The sequence below is a fragment of the Streptosporangium sp. NPDC020072 genome (genome assembly GCF_040631445.1).
Classification (GTDB): domain Bacteria; phylum Actinomycetota; class Actinomycetes; order Streptosporangiales; family Streptosporangiaceae; genus Streptosporangium.
On the sequence record NZ_JBEYAB010000003.1, the window covers coordinates 466,234 to 486,292 of the forward strand.

The 20,059-nt window shown below is 70.9% G+C and carries 13 protein-coding genes; 4 read left to right on the forward strand and 9 right to left on the reverse strand.

All coding sequences use genetic code 11. From position 1 onward, the window contains the following. Positions 1–14: 14 nt before the first annotated feature. Positions 15–1,358, reverse strand: a complete 1,344-nt coding sequence (locus ABZ470_RS08585) for an NAD(P)/FAD-dependent oxidoreductase (protein ID WP_352008546.1) — start codon at positions 1,356–1,358, stop codon at positions 15–17. A 48-nt stretch (positions 1,359–1,406) separates the two neighbouring features. Next, on the reverse strand, positions 1,407–1,661 hold the full coding sequence (locus ABZ470_RS08590; RefSeq protein WP_352008545.1) for an acyl carrier protein: 255 nt from the start codon (positions 1,659–1,661) through the stop codon (positions 1,407–1,409). 291 nt (positions 1,662–1,952) lie between these two features. Here ABZ470_RS08590 and ABZ470_RS08595 point away from each other — a divergent pair, with 291 nt between their 5' ends. From ABZ470_RS08595 to ABZ470_RS08605, 3 genes are read left to right on the forward strand one after another with little or no spacing between them, the layout of a single operon-like run. Next, complete coding sequence (locus tag ABZ470_RS08595) at positions 1,953–3,080, forward strand: acyl-CoA dehydrogenase family protein (RefSeq protein ID WP_352008544.1); 1,128 nt, start codon at positions 1,953–1,955, stop codon at positions 3,078–3,080. Beyond that, positions 3,077–4,534, forward strand: a complete 1,458-nt coding sequence (locus ABZ470_RS08600) for an amino acid adenylation domain-containing protein (RefSeq protein ID WP_362910850.1) — start codon at positions 3,077–3,079, stop codon at positions 4,532–4,534. Before ABZ470_RS08595 ends, ABZ470_RS08600 begins: the two co-directional genes overlap by 4 nt. Beyond that, a complete protein-coding gene (locus ABZ470_RS08605) occupies positions 4,531–5,961 on the forward strand; it encodes a cation:proton antiporter (protein ID WP_362910852.1) in 1,431 nt (476 codons plus the stop codon). The genes ABZ470_RS08600 and ABZ470_RS08605 overlap by 4 nt, the downstream gene beginning before the upstream one ends. On the opposite strand, the gene ABZ470_RS08610 is transcribed toward ABZ470_RS08605, so the two are convergent. From ABZ470_RS08610 to ABZ470_RS08635, 6 genes are all read right to left on the reverse strand, one after another. Next, positions 5,899–6,825, reverse strand: coding sequence for a DMT family transporter (locus ABZ470_RS08610; protein ID WP_362910854.1), 927 nt, complete (start codon positions 6,823–6,825; stop codon positions 5,899–5,901). The two genes, ABZ470_RS08605 and ABZ470_RS08610, sit on opposite strands and share 63 nt — an antisense overlap. Positions 6,826–6,896: 71 nt before the next feature. Further along, positions 6,897–7,625 (reverse strand): response regulator transcription factor, encoded by a 729-nt coding sequence (locus tag ABZ470_RS08615; protein ID WP_352008540.1) that lies wholly within the window; start codon positions 7,623–7,625, stop codon positions 6,897–6,899. Between the two features lie 637 nt (positions 7,626–8,262). Next, on the reverse strand, positions 8,263–8,457 hold the full coding sequence (locus ABZ470_RS08620; protein WP_352008539.1) for a DUF3046 domain-containing protein: 195 nt from the start codon (positions 8,455–8,457) through the stop codon (positions 8,263–8,265). A 266-nt stretch (positions 8,458–8,723) separates the two neighbouring features. Next, the gene (locus ABZ470_RS08625) at positions 8,724–9,914 is read right to left on the reverse strand and encodes a hypothetical protein (protein WP_362910856.1); all 1,191 of its coding nucleotides are present in this window, start codon (positions 9,912–9,914) and stop codon (positions 8,724–8,726) included. 14 nt (positions 9,915–9,928) lie between these two features. Beyond that, positions 9,929–11,497, reverse strand: coding sequence for an MBOAT family protein (locus tag ABZ470_RS08630; protein ID WP_362910858.1), 1,569 nt, complete (start codon positions 11,495–11,497; stop codon positions 9,929–9,931). Between the two features lie 437 nt (positions 11,498–11,934). Further along, on the reverse strand, positions 11,935–12,423 hold the full coding sequence (locus ABZ470_RS08635; protein WP_352008536.1) for a VOC family protein: 489 nt from the start codon (positions 12,421–12,423) through the stop codon (positions 11,935–11,937). A gap of 282 nt (positions 12,424–12,705) precedes the next feature. Here ABZ470_RS08635 and ABZ470_RS08640 point away from each other — a divergent pair, with 282 nt between their 5' ends. Next, on the forward strand, positions 12,706–17,637 hold the full coding sequence (locus ABZ470_RS08640; RefSeq protein WP_362910999.1) for an ATP-dependent helicase: 4,932 nt from the start codon (positions 12,706–12,708) through the stop codon (positions 17,635–17,637). A 99-nt stretch (positions 17,638–17,736) separates the two neighbouring features. Here the strand turns inward: ABZ470_RS08640 and ABZ470_RS08645 are convergent, their stop codons facing one another. After that, on the reverse strand, positions 17,737–19,464 hold the full coding sequence (locus ABZ470_RS08645) for a hypothetical protein (RefSeq protein WP_362910861.1): 1,728 nt from the start codon (positions 19,462–19,464) through the stop codon (positions 17,737–17,739). Positions 19,465–20,059 lie beyond the last annotated feature (595 nt).

Sequence of the window (20,059 nt, forward strand, 5' to 3'; positions counted from 1 at the left end):
GTTCGGAACTGCGGCTAGAACTGCGGCGCCGCGCTGGGGGCGCGCAGCGTGCCGAGGTGCTTGTGCCAGAGATGATCAGGATTCTCCTCGACCTGGCGGGTGATCTCTCGCATTTTGGTCAAAGCCACCGGCTCGCCGCCGTCGTAGACGTCTCCCTGGAGCATCTTCAGCACGTCGAGGCGGTATCTCGGGTCGGCGACGAAGGCCGTGAACAGGATGTTGAGCCGGTAGTAGATGGAGATGAACTCGTACCAGTTGCTCACGGCGTTGCGTAGTTTGCCCTCGTAGTTCGCGAAGGAGGGCTTGGTGAAGTCACCCCGCTCCGCCGCCGCGAGAATGTCGTAGGAGGCGATCCTGGCGCTGTTCATGGCCACGCTGACGCCGCTGGAGAAGATCGGGTCGACGAAGCGGGCCGCGTCGCCGATCATCAGCCAGCCGTCGCCGCAGATCTCCCGCATGGCGTAGCTGTAGTCGCCCTCCGGCTTGAACGGCTTGACCTGCTTGCTCGCGCGCAGCGCCTCGGCCAGCTCGGGGCGGCTCTCCACGCACCTCCAGAAGAAGGTCTCCCAGTCGGATCCGGCCTCGCTGAAGTGCTTCTTCTGCGTGACGACCCCGATGCTGGTGATCGTCTCGGTGATGGGGATCTGCCACACCCAGGTGTCGGTGATGGGCAGGAAGTGGACGAAGATGTAGTCGCTCTGCTCCTTGTCGACCGACAGCGCGCCACGGTCGAGCCCGTCGAACCAGGTGTGGATCGCGTACTGGTTGAACACCGGGTCGGAGACCTTGAGCTTGAGCTGCCTGCCGAGGAAGGTGTTGCGCCCGCTGGCGTCGATCACCATCCTCGCCCGCACATCCGTCTCCCTGCGGCCCATGCTGAAGACCAGCTTGGGCTCGGGCTCGGAGAAGTCGACCCGGCGCACCCGGATGCCCTCGTAGACCTTGGCGCCGAGCGACTCGGCGTGCTGCAGCAGGATCAGGTCGAACCGCCCGCGGTCCACGTGGTAGGTGTAGTCCTGGTTGACCCCGGCCTGGTCACGCTCGCTGAAGTCGATCTCGGCCGTCCCGAACCCGTGGGAGACCTCGAAGCCCAGGGTGGGGATCTTCGCGTCGATCGCCGAGGTCCAGGCGGCGCCGTACTTCCTGGGGAAGCCCGCGGCCTCGATCTTCGGCAGCGCGCCGATGTCGGACAGCACGGGGGTGGTCGCGGGGATCAGGGACTCCCCCACGTGCTCGCGCGGGAAGATCGCGCCCTCGAACACGCCGCAGGACAGCCCGGCCTGCGACAGGTAGGAGGCCATCGTGGATCCCGCGGGACCGCCTCCGATGATCGCGATGTCGAAGTCAACGTCAGACATGATTGGCCTTCCCCTCGTGGACACGTTCACGGGCACACCGGTACACGTTCACTCGCTGCCGAGCCGTACGACGAGACCGCTGATGCTCCGCAGGTCCTTGAAGTTCCCACCGACCATCTCCTCCATGGGAATCTCGATCCCGTACTGTTCCCTGATGAATCCGACGAGCCGGGTGGTCGTGAGCGAATTGAGAATTCCCCATTCGAGCAACGGGGTCTCCGGCTCGATCTCCACGTCCGAGGTGTCAAGGATTCTCTCCTGCAGGTATTTGCGGAGTACGTCGGAGACCTCCGACTCGTTCATTCGCAGCTCCCGTCTCATGGGTGACCCATCGGGCGATCACACCGCCGTGGCCGTCGCTCCGGGCACGACCACCGGCATGAGACTACGAAGCGGTGCCCTGACTGTCCTCCTGACAAATATTGAACTTCACCTCTCCCCGGCCACCCTGAGGACAGGTGGGCTCCTCATTTGGTAGGGGGGCGGAAAGGACGAGTGGGCAGACTTGTTCCCCACGTTTTCTCGTTTCCTGGGCAGAAGCTTCCGCTGGAATGATGAGGACAGCGGAAAGCGGCCGATCCTAAGCTTCCGAGCGTGGATTTCGCCTGGGATTCCGACCAGCGGGAGCGATACGAGCTGGTCCGGGAAAAGACACGTACATGGCCGGTGACCGAGAACGGGTTCCTCACCCGTGAGGACTGGGGGCGGTGCGCGGCACTGGGCCTGACGGGCCTGTCCGTGCCCGCCGAGTACGGCGGCGGCGGACTCGGCTTCCTGGACACGGCGCTGACCGTGGAGGCGTTCGGCCGGGGCTGCCAGGACATGGGGCTGGTCTTCGCCACCATGGCGCACCTGTTCGCCTGCGCGATGCCCATCGCCGAGCACGGCGGCGCGGAGCTGCGTGCGGCGACGCTCCCCGGCCTGTGCTCCGGCGAACTGGTCGGCGCCAACGCGATCACCGAGGACGAGGCGGGCTCGGACGTCACCGCGATGACGACGCGCGCGGTCCGCGACGGCGACGACTACGTCATCACCGGGGTCAAGTCCTTCGTGAGCAACGCGCCGATCGCGGACGTCTTCACGGTCTACGCCTCGACCGACCCGGCCTTCGGGCACATGGGGGTCAGCGCGTTCGCCGTGTCACGCGGCACGCCGGGACTGACCGTCGGTGAGCCGTTCCGCAAGGTGGGGCTGGAGAGCGTCCCCGCCGCGCGGGTCCGGCTCGACGGGTGCCGTGTCCCGGCGGACGCCATGCTCGGTGTGCGGGGGCAGGGAGCGGCGATCTTCCAGTCCTCGATGCGCTGGGAGCGCACCTGCCTGTTCGCCGGCTACCTGGGCCTGACCGAACGGCTGCTCGACGCGGTCGTCGAGCACTCCGGGGAGCGCAGGCAGTTCGGCCGCCGTGTCTCCGACAACCAGGCGGTCTCGCACCGCATCGCGCGGCTGCGGCTGCGCCTTGAGGCGGCACGGCTGCTGCTGTGGCGGGCCTGCTGGCGGCTCGACCGGGGCGAGCGCGCCGTACTCGACGTCGCGATGGCCAAGCTCGCGGTCAGCGAGGGCGCGGTGCAGGCCGGTCTCGACGCCGTGCAGATCTTCGGCGGGGCGGGCATCCGCGGCGAGGCGGGGGTGGAGCGCGCGCTGCGGGACGCGCTGCCCTCGACCGTCTTCTCCGGCACCACGGAGATCCAGCTCGAACAGATCGTCAAGGAGCTGGGGCTGTGAGACTGCACGAACTCGTCCGCCGGAGCGCTCGCCGCGCCCCGCAGGCGCTCGCCGTCGCCGGGCCGGACGCCGCCCTGACCTACGGCGAGCTGGACGCCGAGGCCGACCGCCTGGCGCACGCGCTGGCCGCGACCGGCGTACGGCGGGGCGACCGGGTGGCGCTCTGGCTCGACAAGTCGGCGCGGGCCGTGGTCGCGACCCAGGCGGTGCTGCGTCTGGGGGCCGCCTACGTGCCCGTCGATCCGCTCAGCCCGGTCGAGCGGGCCGTCCACCTGGTGCGGGACTGCGCGCCGCGCGCCGTGGTCACCTCCCCCGAGCGCCTGCGGACGCTGGAGCTCAACGGCGTGGACGTCCCGGCGCCCGGCCCGGGACCCGAGGGCACCCCGCCGCCGCTGCCGGAGCCGGACGGGACGGCCGACGACCTGGCCTACATCCTGTACACCTCGGGCTCGACCGGCGTGCCGAAGGGCGTCTGCCTGTCGCACCGCAACGCGCTGGCCTTCGTCGGCTGGGCCGCCGCCGAGCTCGGGGCCGTCCCCGCAGACCGCTTCGCCAACCACGCTCCCTTCCACTTCGACCTGTCGGTGCTGGACCTGTACGTCGCCTTCCACGCGGGGGCCTCGGTGCACCTGATCCCGCAGGAGACGGCCTACGCCCCGCGCCTGCTGGTCGACTTCCTGCTGGGCCGGCGGATCACCGTGTGGTACTCGGTGCCCTCGGCGCTGATCCTGATGGCCCGCGACGGCGGGCTGCTCGACGCGCGCCCCTCGGCGCTGCGCGCGCTGCTGTTCGCCGGCGAGCCGTACCCGGTGACGCATCTGCGCAGGCTCCGTGAGCACCTGCCCGGGGTGCGCATGCTCAACCTGTACGGACCGACGGAGACCAACGTGTGCACCTTCCACGAGGTCGGCGAGGTGGCCGGGGACAGGACCACGCCGGTCCCCATCGGGCGGGCCTGTTCCGGTGACCGGGTGTGGGCGGTCAGGCAGGACGGGGGCGTGGCAGGTCCCGGCGAGGAGGGTGAGCTGGTCGTCGACGGGCCGACGGTGATGCTGGGGTACTGGGGCTCCGCGCCGCAGGCCGGGCCGTACGCGACGGGTGACCTGGTGCTGCTGCAGGACGACGGCGACTACCGCTTCCTCGGCAGGCGTGACGGACAGGTCAAGATCCGGGGGTACCGGGTCGAGATCGGCGAGATCGAGGCGGTGTTGCAGGCCCATCCCGCCGTCGGCGACGCGGCGGTCGTGCTGACCGGCAGCGGCATCGACGCCAGGCTGGTCGCCTACCTGGTGCCCTCTGGGGCCGAGCGCCCGAACCTGCTGGAGATCAAGCGCCACTGCGCGGCCTCGCTGCCCCGGCACATGATCGTCGACGCCGTCCGGCACGTCGACGAGCTGCCCAGGACACCGAACGGCAAGATCCATCGCCGTCTGCTCACCTCGGAGGCACGATGACGCCGACGCCCACGGGCACGGTCGAGCTCGATCCCCGCCCGTCGGGGACCCCCGTCTCACGCCGCGGAGCGGGCGCCGCCGTCTACGCCCTGACCGCGATCCTGCCCGCGCTGGCGGCCGTGGGCCTGCTGGTGATGCTGGGGACCTCGGCGGGCACGGCGCGGCCGGTGCCCTCCGCCTCCGGTCCCGTCGAACACAGCGTCCAGCTGTTCGCCGCGATAGCCGTGGTCATCCTGGCCGCCAGGCTCTTCGGACGGCTGGCCAGGGGCGTGGGGCAGCCACCCGTCGTCGGGGAGATCTTCGCCGGGCTCTGCCTCGGGCCCTCGGTGCTCGGCGCGCTGCTGCCCGGCGTGAGCGCCTGGCTCTTCCCCGCCGAGGTGCGTCCCGTCCTGCAGGGCCTGGCCGACCTTGGGCTGATCGCCCTGATGTTCGTGGTCGGCCAGGAGACGAGGCAGACCTCCTTCCGCGGTCAGGGCGGGGCCGCCGTGACGATCGCCCACGCGGGCATCGCGGGTCCCTTCCTCGGCGGCGCGCTCCTGGCGAGCCTGCTGTATCGCGACTGGGCCGGGCCTCAGGCCAGCCCGGTGGTCTTCGCGATGTTCCTCGGCTCCGCCCTGTCGATCACCGCCTTCCCGGTGCTCGCCCGCATCCTGGTCGAACGGGACATGTTCCGTACCCCGCTGGGCAGACTGAGCATGTTGTGCGCGGCGATCGCCGACGTGGTCGCCTGGTGCCTGATCGCCGTGATGACCGCGGTCGCGGGCCGGGACACCCCGGTCAGGGCGGCGCTCACCGTGACGCTGGTGCTCGCCTACGGCGTCGTGATGACCTGGCTGGTCCGTCCCTGGCTGGCCAGGATTCTCACCGCGCTTGAGGACCGGCCGGAGATACGCCTGCTGGTGCTGCTGGCGGGCCTGCTCGCCTCCTCCGCAGTGACCTCGGCGATCGGGATTCACGCCATCTTCGGCGCGTTCCTGTACGGCCTGTGCTGTCCCTCCGGATCCCTGTCCCGGCTGACCGAGCGGATCAACTCCGTCTCGGGGCTTCTGCTGCTGCCGTTCTTCTTCGTGGGCACGGGGCTGCGCACGGACGTCTGGCGCAGCGGGCTCGACGCCTCACTGCTCGGCGTGACCGTGCTCGTCGTGGTGGTCTCGATGCTGGGCAAGCTGGCCGGTCCGATGCTGATGGCCCGCTCGACCGGGCTGAGCTGGCCCGACTCGGCCTCGCTCGGAGTGCTTCTCAACGCCAGGGGCCTGACGGAGCTGGTGGTGCTCAACCTCGGGCTCGCCCTGGGGATGCTCAGCGAACGGCTGTTCGTCGTGCTGGTGGCCATGGCGCTGGTGACGACCGCCGCGACGGCCCCGTTACTCTCGCTGCTCGACCGGCTGACGGCCCGCCGGCGAGATGGAGGGGCCCGTCGGCTGTAGCCCGATCAGCAGGCCCACGACGACGAGGGCGGCCCCGGCGAACTCCGGCCAGCCGGGGTGGCCCGTCCCCAGGACGACGGCGGCGACGATGGTGCCCAGCGGCAGGAAGCCGGAGAACAGGCCGGCCCGTTCCGCGCCGAGCCGGGGCAGCGCGTCGTACCAGCAGAAGAACGCGAAGGCGGTGACCACGACGGCGAGGTAGGCCAGCGCCCCCGCCTCCGAGGGCGTGGGCATCCGCAGCATCCGCGGTCCGTCGACAACGGCCCCTGCGATCAGCAGCAGCGGCACGGAGGCGGCGGCCGAGTAGGCGGCGACCCTGACGGCGCCGAGTTTCGGCAGGAGCGGGATCGCCAGCAGTGAGAAGCCGACCTCCCCGCCGAGCGCGCCGAGCGCGAGCAGCACCCCGACGAGCGTCGCGCCGCCCAGGCCGATCGTGACGGCCGCCCCCGTGGCGACCACGACCGCCGCGACCACGACGTGCGGGGTCGGCCTCCTGCCCTCCATGAGCGGTGTGGCGACCGCGAAGACGATGGGGACGGTGGCCACGATCGTGCCGACCATCGCCGGGTCGGCGTAGCGGGTCGACTCGACCACGAACACGTTGAACGCCGCCAGCCCGACCAGGGCCAGGGCGGCGACGAGAAGGATCTCGCGGCGGGTCAGCCTGACCGGGGGCAGCCGCCTGGCTTTGACGACGGCGAACAGCAGGACCGCGCCGACGGCGTAGCGCACCGCCTGCCCGCCGTACACGGGATAGCCGTGGAGCGCGGGAGAGACCCCCGTCAGTGTGCCGACGCAGAACATCGCGGTCGCCGCACCGATCATGCCGCGCCGCCTGTCGGCCTTGTCTCGTATGAACGTCACGGGGTGTCATCGTGGCAAGCGGCATGATCTCGCGAAAGTGCCAATGGGCGGGCAAGTGGACTGACCTCCCGTTACGCGTTGGCCGCCCGGCTGCGTTCCTCCTGCGGATACCTCCTGCGGGACAGGTGGACGGGGTTCTCCCCGACCTTCATCAGGCCCGTCTCGTAGGCGTAGATCACCGCGCCCGCCCTGTTGCGCAGGTGTTTCTTGTGCAGCACGTTCTGGACGTGGGACTTGACGGTGCTCTCGCTGAGTGACAGGTCCCTGGAGATCTCCGCGTTGGTGTAGCCACGGGCCAGCAGGCGCAATACGTCCAGTTCCCTGCTGGTCATGTCGGTCACCGGCGGCGTCCTGGGCGATCCCGTCGCGGCGGTCCTGACGGTCCGCTGGCACGCCTCGGGGGCCAGGAAGGAGTATCCGGCGGACAGCATCCTGATCGCGGCACGCAGTTCCTCGGCCGAGGCGTTGGTGAACAGCAGACCTCCCACCTCGGGCTCGGCCATGTCGAGGGAGCGGGCGTCCCAGGCGTCGACGAGCGCGAGGAAGCGAGGGGTCTCGCCGGGGAGCTCCGCCACGATCTTCCTGGTCGCCTCGACGGAGTCGGCGCAGTCGCTGAGCGGTCCCATCACGACGACCTCGGGGCACAGGTCGCGGATGCTGCGGATGGTGTCCGTCGAGTCGGTCGTCTCACCGGTCACCGCCATGTCTCCGGTCTCGTCGAGGATCTCCCTCAGTCCGATCCGGAGAAGCGTGCGGCTCTCGGCCAGAAGGACCGTCTTCTTCTGGGTGGCATTCTTCATCGTCACCGTATCTGGCCTGGGAAATCGCGGTTTCGGCGGCTCTCGTCCTGCGTGCCTGAGGGCACGGCCCGCGCACGGGCCGTCAGGAGATCGCGAAGGTTCCAGATCACGAGGTACGGCCGCCGCACGCGGAGGCCGCGCGCGTGTGTCGGCCGGGGCGCCCTCCCGGCGGGCCCGTCCCTGACGGGCGGACCATGGGTCATGGGGCGGGTCTGCTCGCGGTCGACAAGAGACACAGCGGACAGACCCCCACTATCCGGATACGCATACCTCGGGTATACAACAGTGCGATCGCAATGTATCTACCAATTTTTGTGACTTAACCCTCGCTATTTGCGACCGGAACGATATTCGGCCAGGTGGCGGCCTTACGAGAAAAGTCGATCAACACGAGGAACCATACGAAGTTCGGCATGGCCGGCGAGGCCCGCTCACCCGTGTGATGGGCGGGACGATCACGAAGCGCTTATTTACCCAGCTAGTTGACATGCCCCGGAAACTTTCCGGTGACCGGCCCGTCCGCCCGGGGAACACGCTTCAAGATCGGCGCAGGGAAAGGGGCGGCCATATCCGGCGGCGTTTCGCGCGAAACCCACGGCCCGGGAACGAAGGCGCCCCGGAGGCCGGGGCGGGGTCCTCAGCGCAGGCGGGGGGCGACGTCGATCACCCCGCACACCGCCCGCCAGACGTCCTTGGCCGCGAAACCGTCGGCGAGCGCCTGGTCCACCGTCCTGCCGCCCAGCTCGGCCAGGATGTAGTCGCGAGCCCACGACTCGGCGTAGGCGTCACCGAAGTGCAGTTTCATCCGGTCCCAGAAATCCGACAGGCGCATCCCCCAAGTATGACCCCGGCCACGGGTGCCGGACGCCATGGATCGAGGAGCCCCGCCGTGGCGCGCGCCCACCCCCGGCTCCACGAGAGAAATCCAATTTCACGGAGGCGACGACCGAACATTCATCACGAGCCGTGATAAAGCCATCACCCTCCGGACGGGAAAGGGCCGCCCGCCGCACGGGCGACATGGCGCCATATACAAAAACGCTTTCGGCACTCCTTTACGGATGTTCGGATCCTGATCGAATCGCGAGGACGGAGAGGCTAGCGCAGTGCTTTCTCGATCGCTGCGAGGGTCGCGTCGTCCAGCATCTCCCCGTGCCCGCCGACGAAGTAGCGCTCCACCATCTCGAACACCACCGTCTCGCTCCCGACGACCTTCTCCGCGACGTACCCGGGCCCCGCCTTGGCGGGCGCGTCACTGCGCAGATAGTTCAGGTCCGCGAAGTACGGCGTGATCCACGGCAGCGAGTTACGGGTGAACGAGTCACCGACGAGCAGGGTCCTCGGCTCGTACAGCGACGCCCCGGAGGAAGTGTTGGCCGTGCTGAAGGAGGTGGGCAGCTGTGTGTCGTCCTGCCTGGTCCGCCGTACCCCCTGCCTGACCAGGGACCACCGGTCGATGATCTCCTCGCGTGGTGTGCCCAGCATCGGCCCGAGGTCGCCGACCCTGGGCTCCTGCCCGGCCTTGACCAGGCTCGTTCCCCGCGCCAGCCGGGGGTCGAGCGTCTGGGCCAGTGTCGTGCCGTACAGTCCGCACGAACGCTCGTTCCAGTGGCTGTCGGTCCGCCAGTAGGTCGGCGCGCCGGTCTCCACGCGCAGTCGCTGGAGCGGGCCCCGCAGGTCCATGTAACCGGGCGGGCGGGCCGCCTCAAGCGCCGCCCAGAACTCCTTCTTGCGCCTCTGCAGGCATCCCTGGCCGAGGAAGCGCTCCGGGAGCTCGTCGGGATAGGCGGTGGTCTTGTCCGGCGCGACGGTGAGCACGAACCTCCTGCCCGATCTCCGCACGATCTCGGCCAGCCTTCGCGTCCGCTCCAGGGTCTCGGCGACGCTCCAGCGCGGCCCGCACGCCTCGATCACGTCGTCCCCGAAGTAGAGCCAGCCGTTACGGCCCTCGATCGCCCGGGGATAGGTCGGTTTCCTGCCGGTGTTGTACGACGGGAGCTGGCCGAACACGCCCTCCGACAGGGCGGCGTTGCCACGGATGGCGTACTGCCGCAGCGGCAGGTGGGCCACCGCCCAGGACTCGGCCTTCGGGATGAGGTCCCAGCCCTCCGACAGTGAGGGGAACTCCGGCAGTCTCCGGTTCTCGATCTCGACGGCCCGGTCTCCCAGGGCGAAGGCCAGCGCGGGCCCGAAGAAGAACAGCCCCGCCGCCAGCAGCGTCGGCAGCCGCCCCCGGAGGCGACGGGGCCGGGTCCCCGAGGTCGCCGGTTCGGTCTCGACTGCGGTCATCGACGGCCTCTCTCTCAGAACTGGTAGTACAGGAACGGGCTGAAGGTGCCCGCGGCGACCAGGACGGCGGAGTAGGGGGCGGCCACCCACGTCACCACGGCGCGCGCCGCCACCGCCGTACGGCCCCGCCCCGCCTCGACCAGGCGGCCGAGTGTGAACGAGGCCGGCAGCAGCACCACGCCCAGCGCCAGCGCGAGGGTGAGCGTCCGCTGGTGGTTGAGCGCGAAGGCCGTGAACTCGTCCAGGCCGCCGGGCCGCCAGCCGAACATCGCCTGGAGGACGTCGACCGCCCCGGTCATCGTCTCCGCCCGGAAGAACACCCAGCCGACCACGACCAGCAGGAAGGTCACGGCACGACGCAGCGCCGCGGTCGTGACGGTGCCCGGCGGGCGGTCCCAGCCCAGCAGCCGCTCGGCGACCAGCAGGCCTCCGTGGTACAGACCCCAGACGAGGAATGTCCAGTTGGCGCCGTGCCAGAAGCCGCAGAGCACGAAGATGACCAGCAGGTTGCGGTAGGTGACCAGGGTGCCCCGGCGGTTGCCGCCGAGCGGGATGTAGACGTAGTCGCGGAACCAGCGGGACAGGGACATGTGCCAGCGCCGCCAGAAGTCCGTCACCGAGTACGCCGAGTACGGCCGGTCGAAGTTCTCCGGAAGCCGGAAGCCCAGCATCATGCCCAGGCCGATGGCCATGTCGGAGTATCCGGAGAAGTCGAAGTAGATCTGGAGCGTGTAGGCCACGGCCCCCAGCCAGGCGGTCGGGGTGGTGATCTGGCCTCCGGCGTGGGCGAACGCGGCGTCCGCGACCGGGGCGATCGTGTCGGCGACGATCACCTTCTTGGCCAGCCCGAGGGCGAACCGGGGGAAGCCCGCGGCGAAGTCGGCGTACCGGTCACGCCGGGTGTCGGAGAGCTGCTCGGAGATCTCGTGGTACCGGACGATCGGCCCGGCGATGAGCTGGGGGAACATCGCGATGTAGGTGACGAACCGCACCGGGCTCCGCTGGGCAGGCCTGCTGCGCCGGTAGACGTCCACCACGTAGGACAGGTGGTGGAAGGTGAAGAACGATATGCCGATCGGCAGGGCGAGGTTCACGATCGGGCTGTGCCCCAGTCCCAGGGCGCTCGACAGGGCGTCGATCTGACGGCTGGCGAACCCGGCGTACTTCCACACCCCCAGGATCGTGAGGTCCCACACGATCGTCGTGACCAGCAGGCCCCTGCGTGTCCGCGGACGTTCCCTGAGCCGCTCCGAGTCCAGGGCGAGGCCCATGGCGTAGTTCACGGCGATCACCGACAGCAGCAACGCCGTGTACGGCCCCGCCCCCCAGGTGTAGAAGACCAGGCTGACCACCGCGACGAGGGAGTTGCGCCACCGCGAGGGGAGCACCCAGTAGGCCAGCAGCGTGACCGGCATGAAGAACCACAGGAACAAGGAGGAGGAGAACGACATCGGTGTCCCGGAGAGAAGGATGAGGGGGCCGGGCTGGGCCTTTCGGGAAACGTGCGCGGCCAGGTGCGGGACCTTGGACTCCGCGGTCGCCTGCGCGGCCAGGCGGACGGGAAACCGGAACGAGATCCGCATATGTCACGGGAATCCATGGGACGCGCTCGACCATGGTTTCCCCTTCGGCGGTTTCCGGCGCGCGAAAGGACCGGCCAAGGACCTTCGGCGGCGATTCAGTTCACCCTATCCGCGCTTTTGGTCATGACATGACCGAATGACAGAGCGCACGCCATGCTACCGAAGACCGCGTTCTTCCGAGATACGCATTCCTCCAGATCAACGCGACGGCCGTACTATCCGGGCGTTTCTCCGGACTTCACACCGGGAGCGTGGAAACGAGGACGCGTCACGCGAAAACTCCTCTCAGGTACGGCCTTTCCGAACCGAAGACGGGAGAGCAGGCGGTTTCCCGTGTTTCACGGCATTCCCAGGGCCGCGACCGTCCGGTGTCCGACGGGGGCGCCGATCCACGACCTGTCAGGGCGCGGGGGCCTTCCCACCCGGGAAGGCCCCCGTCACAGGACGTGTGAGCCGTACATCTCGCCGAGGGGGTCGGCGAGCAGTTCCAGGCGGGTGCCGTCGGGGTCCCGGAAGTAGATGGAGGCGCCGCTCTCGATCTGGTGCGGCACCCCGGCGGCCTCCAGCTTGCCGCGCAGTCGTTCCCAGGTGGCCGGATCGACGGACAGGGCGATGTGGTGCAGGCCGCCGAGCACCTCCCGGTAGGGGCCGACGTCCAGGCCGGGAAAATCGAAGAAGGCCAGCAGGTTGCCGTTTCCCACGTCGAAGAAGAAGTGGTTCGAGCCTCGGTAGTCGCGGTTCTCGACGATCTCGGTGAGGGGGAACTCCAGCAGGTCCTGGTAGAAGGCGATCGTGGTCTCGACGTCCGAACAGAGCAGCGCGACGTGGTGCAGGCCTCTGACGCTGCTCGGCGGACGGTGATCCCTGAGGTGCTCCGCCCTGATTCGTTCACGTGCCGCCTCGATGGCGGGGTGGTCGATGCTCATCGCGCACGCTCACCGGCTTGGTTGCTCACCTGGGATCTATCTCCGCCTTGACGGTGGATGAACCTTTTCTGACTCATGCCCACTTCCGGGCTCCGACTGGCATCACAAATTTGGATAAAAGCTATTAAGGACGACTTATTGTGATCTTTCCCCCTATCAGTGGGGTGAGGGAGTGGGACGGATTCTGTCGGTGGCGCCGTGCACTATGGAGCGGTGGCCGGGCCTTCCGGCCGGGACGAGACGAGGGGGCGATCTCACGTGCGTGAGGCGGACACCGATCCCATGGGCGGGGCGCTCAGTCTCTTCACCCCCGTGACCAGGCAGTGGTTCACCGGAGCCTTCTCCGCCCCGACCGCCGCGCAGGAGGGCGCGTGGGCGTCCATCGCCCGGGGCGACGACACTCTCGTGGTCGCGCCGACGGGGTCGGGCAAGACCCTGGCCGCGTTCCTGTGGTCACTCGACCGGTTGGCGGCGCGGGCGGAGGAACGGACGGAGGAGGAGCCCTCCCGGCGGTGCCGGGTGCTCTACGTGTCCCCGCTCAAGGCGCTGGCGGTCGACGTCGAGCGCAACCTCAGGGCACCGCTGGCCGGGTTGCGGCAGACCGCCCGGCGGCTCGGGCTCCCGGTGCCGGAGATCTCGGTGGCGATCCGCTCGGGCGACACCTCCGCCGAGGAGCGCAGACGTTTCGCCGCCAAACCGTCCGACATCCTCATCACCACCCCGGAGTCGCTGTTCCTGCTGCTGACCAGCAAGGCCCGTGAGGCGCTGCGCGGCGTCGAGACCGTCATCCTCGACGAGGTGCACGCGGTCGCGGCGACCAAGCGCGGCGCGCACCTGGCCCTCAGCCTCGAACGGCTCGACGCCCTGCTCGCCCGCCGCGCCCAGCGCGTCGGGCTGTCGGCGACGGTGCGCCCGGTGAGCGAGGTCGCCACCTTCCTCGGCGGCGGGAGGCCCGCCGTGGTGGTCCAGCCGCCCTCGGACAAGGTGATCGAGGTCGAGGTCGTCGTCCCCGTCGAGGACATGACCGAGCTCGACGCCCCGGTACGGCCGGCCGACCCCGCCGACGAGGAGCGGTGGCCGGCCCATCCCGCGCCCAGACGCTCCATCTGGCCACACGTCGAGGAGCGGTTGTTCGACCTGATCGGGCGGCACCGCTCGACGATCGTGTTCGCCAACTCGCGGCGGCTGGCCGAACGGCTGTGCACCCGCCTCAACGAGCTGGCCTGGCAGCACGGGGCGGGCTCCCAGCCGGAGCCGGGGGCCGGGGAGCCCGCCCACTGGGCCGAGGGCTTCCCCACTCCCCCCGGCGCCCCCGCGACTCCGGCCTCCCTGGCGACCCCGGCCTCCCTGGCGACCCCGGCGGCGATGATGGCGCAGGCCGGGGCCTCGAAGGGGGCCCTCCCTGAGATCGTGCGGGCCCACCACGGCTCGGTCTCCAAGCAGGAGCGTTCCCAGATCGAGGAGGCTCTGAAGTCGGGGCGGCTGCCCGCGGTGGTGGCGACCTCCAGCCTGGAGCTCGGCATCGACATGGGCTCGGTCGACCTGGTCGCCTGCGTCGAGTCTCCGCCGAGCGTGGCCAGCGGCCTGCAGCGCATCGGCAGGGCCGGTCACCAGGTCGGGGCCGTCTCCCGCGGCGTGATCTTCCCCAAATACCGGGGCGACCTGGTCCAGACGGCCGTGGTCGCCGAGCGGATGCGCGACGGGCGGATCGAGGAGCTGCGCTACCCGCGCAACCCGCTCGACGTGCTGGCCCAGCAGATCGTGGCGATGACGGCGCTCGACGACTGGACGGTCGACGAGCTGGAGACGGTGGTACGGCGTGCCGCGCCGTACCACGGACTGCCCCGCAGCGCGCTTGAGGCGACGCTCGACATGCTCGCCGGGCGTTACCCCAGCGAGGAGTTCGCCGAGCTGCGGCCGCGTGTCGTGTGGGACCGGGTCACGGGCACGCTGAGCGGGCGCCCCGGCTCCCAGCGGCTGGCGGTGACCAACGGGGGCACGATCCCGGACCGGGGGCTGTTCGGCGTGTTCCTCGCCGGGGAGAAGTCCTCCCGGGTGGGCGAGCTGGACGAGGAGATGGTCTACGAGTCCCGCGCCGGGGACGTGTTCGTGCTGGGCGCGACCTCGTGGCGGATCGAGGACATCACGGCCGACCGGGTCCTGGTCTCCCCCGCCCCGGGCCGGCCGGGCAAGCTGCCCTTCTGGCACGGTGACAGCGCGGGCCGCCCTGCCGAGCTGGGCAGGGCGATCGGCGAGTTCCTGCGTGAGATGTCCGCCGCGGGCGCGGGCTCGGGCGGCGGGAAGACCACGGAGTCGTCCGCCTCCGGCGGCCCGAACCCGGCCGATACGACGCTGAGGCGGCGGAGGCCGGGGCGGAGTCCGGAGGGGGACGGCGACGCGGCGCGCGAGGCCGCCCTGACCCGCATCCGGGCGGCCGGGCTCGACGAGCTCGCCGCCGCGAACCTGCTGTCCTACCTGGCCGAGCAGCGGGAGGCGACCGGCTACGTGCCGGACGACCGGACGTTGCTGGTCGAGCGGTTCCACGACGAGCTCGGCGACTGGCGGGTCGTGGTGCACTCGCCGTACGGCGCCAGAGTGCACGCGCCGTGGGCCCTGGCGATCGGGCGACGGCTGCGGGAGCGCTACGGCACCGACGTCCAGGCGGTGCACTCCGACGACGGCATCGTGCTGCGCGTTCCCGACACGCTCTCCGGGCCTCCCTCGGACATCGCGGTCTTCGACCCCGACGAGATCGAACGGATCGTCACCGAGGAGCTCGGCGGTTCGGCGCTGTTCGCGGCGCGTTTCCGCGAGTGCGCGGGCCGGTCACTGCTGCTGCCCAAGCGCACGCCTGGCAGGCGCACCCCGCTGTGGCAGCAGCGGCAGCGGGCCTCGCACCTGCTCGACGTCGCCGGAAGATACGCCTCCTTCCCCGTGGTGCTTGAGACGATGCGCGAGTGCCTGCAGGACGTGTTCGACGTCCCCGGGCTGGCCGGGCTCATGCGCGACATCGCGGCCAGGCGGGTGCGGCTGGTCGAGGTCGAGACCGGGCAGGCGTCGCCGTTCGCGGCGTCGCTGATGTTCAACTACGTGGGCGCGTTCATGTACGAGGGAGACGCCCCGCTGGCGGAGCGCCGGGCCCAGGCGCTCGCCCTCGACACGAGCCTGCTGGCCGAGTTGCTCGGCCAGGCCGACCTGCGTGAGCTGCTCGACCCCGACGTGATCGCCGACACCGAGCGGGAGCTCGCACGGCTCGACCGGCCGTTGCGCGACGCCGAGGACCTGGCCGACCTGCTCCGCTCGCACGGCCCGCTGGTCGCGGCGGATGTGAGCCTGCGTGAGGGCGACCCGGCCTGGCTCGGCGCGCTTGAGGCCGCCAGGCGGGCGATCAGGGTGCGGATCGCCGGGCAGGAGCAGTGGGCGGCGATCGAGGACGCCGCCCGGCTGCGTGACGCGCTCGGCGCGCCGTTGCCCGTCGGGGTGCCGCACGTGTTCCTCGAACCGGTCGAGGACCCCCTCGGCGACCTCGTCTCCAGGCACGCCCGTACGCGCGGGCCGTTCTCGGCGGACACCGCCGCCGCGAGGTTCGGTCTCGGGCCCGCCGTCGTCACCGACGCGCTGCGCCGCCTGGCCGTCCACGGCAGGGTGGTGAACGGGGAGTTCAGGCCCGGGGGCCGGGGTGAGGAGTGGTGCGACGGCGGGGTGCTGCGGACCCTGCGCCGCAGGTCGCTGGCCAGGCTCCGCAAGGAGGTCGAGCCGGTTCCCCCGGAGGCCCTGGCCGCCTTCTCCCCCGCCTGGCACGGCATCACCGGCGGTCAGCAGCGGGGCAGGCCTCCCATCGACGCGCTGGCCGGGGCCATCGAGCAGTTGCAGGGGGCGGCGGTGCCCGCCTCCGCGCTGGAGACGCTGATCCTGCCCTCGCGGGTGCCCGGATACGACCCCTCGATGCTCGACGAGCTGACCTCCTCCGGCGAGGTCGTCTGGGCGGGTCAGGGGTCGCTGCCCGGTGGAGACGGCTGGGTCGCGCTGTACTTCGCCGACACCGCCCCGCTGCTGATGCCCGATCCGGTGGAGATCACCATGACACCGGTGCACGAGCGGGTGCTCGACGTCCTGAACGGCGGGGGCGCGTTGTTCTTCCGCGACCTGTCCGGCCGGGTCGGCTCCCTGATGCCGGGCGCGGTCCCGGACGACGGCGCGCTCGCCGCCGCGCTGTGGGACCTGGTGTGGGCGGGGCGGATCACCGGTGACACGCTCGCGCCGCTGCGCGCCACGCTCGGCACCGGGCGTCCCGCCCACCGCAGGGCGCCTTCGCGCAGCAGGCGCGCGGTGCTTCCCAGCCGGAGCGGCCCGCCGACCGTCGGCGGGCGCTGGTGGTCGTTGCCCGTCCCGTCGCAGGACGCGACCCAGCGTGCGCACGCCCAGGCGGAGGTCCTGCTGGAACGGCACGGCGTGGTGACCCGTGGCGCGGTCGCCGCCGAGCGGCTGCCCGGCGGGTTCGCCGCGGTCTATCCCGTGCTGCGCGCCTTCGAGGAGAGCGGCCGGTGCCGCAGGGGTTACTTCGTCGAGGGGCTCGGCGGGGCGCAGTTCGCGCTGGCCGGCGCGGTCGACCGGATGCGCGCGACCTCGGCGCCGCCCGTCCGCCCGCCCGTCTCCCCATCCGCCGTCCCGCCCGCCACCCCGCTCGACGATCCGGCCGCCGGGGTGTCCTCGGACCCGTGGCGGACCGGCCCGCCGGTCATGGACCCCGGGGGTGAGAGCGAGTGGGGCGGCGGGTCCTGGGGAGCTCGGGGCGGAGGGCCGTGGGGTGCGATGTCACAGGGTGCGGCGTCACGGGGTGAGACCTCGCGGCGGGCGGTCGTGCTGGCGGCGACCGACCCGGCCAACCCGTACGGTGCCGCCCTGCCGTGGCCCGCGCACCCGGGAGAGGTGTCTCACAAACCGGGCAGGAAGGCGGGTTCCCTGGTGGTGCTGGTCGACGGGCACCTGGTTCTCTATGTGGAACGCGGCGGCAGGACCCTGCTGTCCTTCGCCGACGGCGACGTCCTGCAGCCCGCGGTCGACGCCCTCGCGCTGGCCGTACGCGACGGGGCGCTGGGCAAACTGACCGTCGAACGGGCCGACGGCACCGCCATCAACGACTCCCCGCTGGGTGCCGCCCTCGAATCCGCCGGATTCCACCCGACCCCCAGGGGGTTGCGTCTGCGCGCCTGACCCGGCGCCGTCCCGTGCGGTGGAGTGCATACGGCGCGGATCGCGTCCACCCCCGGAGGTCCGAGAGGCACCCTGAGGCGTCATGGACGAAGGTGTGGGTCATGGGCCGTCGTGGCCTTCACCGGGAACGGTTCGGGGGCGGCGTTCGGTGAGGGCGAGGCTCAACGCCAGGCAGAGCAGCGGGACGGCGGGCAGCCAGTACCTGCTGTCGTAGGCGGTGACGGCCACCGGGCCCACGATGAGGGCGAACGCCATGGACAACGGCAACGCCCCGGCCGGTGTGGCTCTCCTGCCCGTCTCCGAACCCTGCACCTTCGAACCCCGGGTCTCCGAACCCCGGGTCTCCGAATCTTGAGCCTCCGGATCCCGGGTGCCCGAGCCCGGGGCGTCCGAGCTCTGGGCGAACCGGCTTTCGGCACCCTGGCTTTCGGCGCTCCGGGTTCGAACGCCCTGGGTTCCGACGCCTCGGATCCGGGCTCGCCAGGTTCGGGCGCTCCGGGCTCGGGTGTTCCGGGCTCGGGTGTCCCGGGCTCGGGTGTTCGCGATGAGACGGGTCGCGCAGGCCAGGAGGGCTCCCGCCGCGAGGGCGCCGAACAGCGGTCCGGGCAGGAAGCCGAAGGACTGGTAGGCGCGCATCACCCTCGCCGCGGGCTCGACGACCCGGGTCTCCGGCCGTTCGTGCCCGTAGGCCAGCAGGTCGGCCCTGATGCCTCCACCGGGGATCCTGACCCCGTCGGGCAACGGACCTTCGGCGTTGGGCAGGACGTAACGGTTGTAGACGACCGGCGCCGCACCCGGCACCGGTCCTCTTCGCCAGCTCAGCGTCCTGCGCAGGTCCTCACCGACCACCCGGAGATAGTCCAGCGGCTGGGCGATGACGGCGCGCCGGGCCAGGTCTCCCGCCAGGGCGTCGATCCTCGGCTGGAACAGGTCCGCGCGGGTGACGACGGGGTGGCCGGGCACCCGGCGCAGGGGCGACCAGTCCGACCAGATGAAGTACGGCGAGGCCGGGCGCGAACCGACCGGCTGGGACGGGCACAGGACGGCCTCCTCCTGCGGCGGCCTGATCCTCCGGCAGTCGGCGAACGGCATGGTCCTGGCCCACAGCCACACGCCGTTGCCCCCGTTGAGCGCGGGGGTGCCGTGCCAGGCGCCGTACCACGCGGCGTAGCCGCCGAGCGGGACCGCGACCGCGACCAGCGCCGTGAGCAGGGCTCGGGCGCCCGCGCGGGCGACCAGGAGGTAGGCGGCGAGCAGCGGGAGCAGCACGAGCCCGATCGAGCGGGTGAGCGCCGCGACGGCCAGCAGCAGCCCGGCCGTGGCCGCGCGGCCGGGGGTGACCCCGGGCGTCCAGAGCACGACCGCGACGGCGACGACCACCAGGAACGTGAAGGGGACGTCGCTCAGGATCGTGTGCTCGAAGAAGATCTGGTAGGCGTCGAGAAGGACGGGGGTGGCTGCGAGCACCGCCCACCCCGCCCGTGCCCCGGCCGCCCTGCGGCGGACGAGCGCGTAGATCGCCGTCCCGGTCGCCAGCCCCATCAGATGCTGGAGGATCGCGACGGCGGCGAAGCTGTGCAGCGGTCGCAGGAGCCACAGCAGCAGGGAGTAGCCGCTGGGACGGACCTCGTAGGGCTGTGGCCGTTCGGCGACGCCCACGTAGTCGAAGGAGTCCTCGAACCACACGACCGGCGAGTAGCCCATGACGGTGAGAACACGCAGCGCCGCCGCGACCAGCAGGACGGCCAGGAAGAGCCGGTGCCGCCTGGGCGAAGGGACCTGTGGGCGAACGCGGGCATTCTTCCGTTCCGGACTGACAGCCTTCATGATCGCTTTTATATATTGACGTAAGGGTATTCGTGATCTTTTGTGGGGTACATGCATCCCAGAAAAGCGATCTAGGGATTTTTCCCCCGAGCCACCGCCGCCACCCCGTGGCTTTTAATACGTATTTTCGGGATATATCCCTGAAAGTCTGATTACCCAGGAACCCCCGGGAGCCCCGAAGAACGGCTGAACGGCGTCGCTCCGTTGAGCGACGCCGTTCAGGCGGTACGGCCCCCACGCCCCCGCGGGGTCGTACCGCTCGGCCGTGTCCTGCTGACGGCTCCCTTCGGGCTCACGCCGTCAGGCGGCTGACACGGCCGCGGACGGCGGTGTTGGGCCCGCCGCATCCCTCATGGGCGAGCCGTCCGCCGCCCCCTGCGGCGCCGGTGCCGTGTTCGGGCGCGCGATGGAGCCACGCGCTCGCCGGGCCTCGGCGACCGGCGCCCCGCCCGTCCGTCCCGCCACTCGCCGCGACCTGCGCGGCCGTACCGGCATGGCTGTACCGGTACGTCGAGCGGGACGGTCACCTCCGGCACCGGACGGCGCTCACCGTCATCCCCCGGCGAGCACCCCCGGAGCTCAGGAAACCGTACGA

Excerpts from the sequence above, each read along its gene's own strand:
- ABZ470_RS08625 (WP_362910856.1), bottom strand. The coding sequence starts at position 9,914 with ATGACCGCAGTCGAGACCGAACCGGCGACCTCGGGGACCCGGCCCCGT.
- ABZ470_RS08635 (WP_352008536.1), bottom strand. The coding sequence starts at position 12,423 with ATGAGCATCGACCACCCCGCCATCGAGGCGGCACGTGAACGAATCAGG.
- ABZ470_RS08585 (WP_352008546.1), bottom strand. The coding sequence starts at position 1,358 with ATGTCTGACGTTGACTTCGACATCGCGATCATCGGAGGCGGTCCCGCG.
- ABZ470_RS08640 (WP_362910999.1), top strand. The coding sequence starts at position 12,706 with ATGGGCGGGGCGCTCAGTCTCTTCACCCCCGTGACCAGGCAGTGGTTC.
- ABZ470_RS08620 (WP_352008539.1), bottom strand. The coding sequence starts at position 8,457 with ATGCGCCTGTCGGATTTCTGGGACCGGATGAAACTGCACTTCGGTGAC.
- ABZ470_RS08615 (WP_352008540.1), bottom strand. The coding sequence starts at position 7,625 with ATGAAGAATGCCACCCAGAAGAAGACGGTCCTTCTGGCCGAGAGCCGC.
- ABZ470_RS08645 (WP_362910861.1), bottom strand. The coding sequence starts at position 19,464 with ATGAAGGCTGTCAGTCCGGAACGGAAGAATGCCCGCGTTCGCCCACAG.
- ABZ470_RS08605 (WP_362910852.1), top strand. The coding sequence starts at position 4,531 with ATGACGCCGACGCCCACGGGCACGGTCGAGCTCGATCCCCGCCCGTCG.
- ABZ470_RS08630 (WP_362910858.1), bottom strand. The coding sequence starts at position 11,497 with ATGCGGATCTCGTTCCGGTTTCCCGTCCGCCTGGCCGCGCAGGCGACC.
- ABZ470_RS08590 (WP_352008545.1), bottom strand. The coding sequence starts at position 1,661 with ATGAACGAGTCGGAGGTCTCCGACGTACTCCGCAAATACCTGCAGGAG.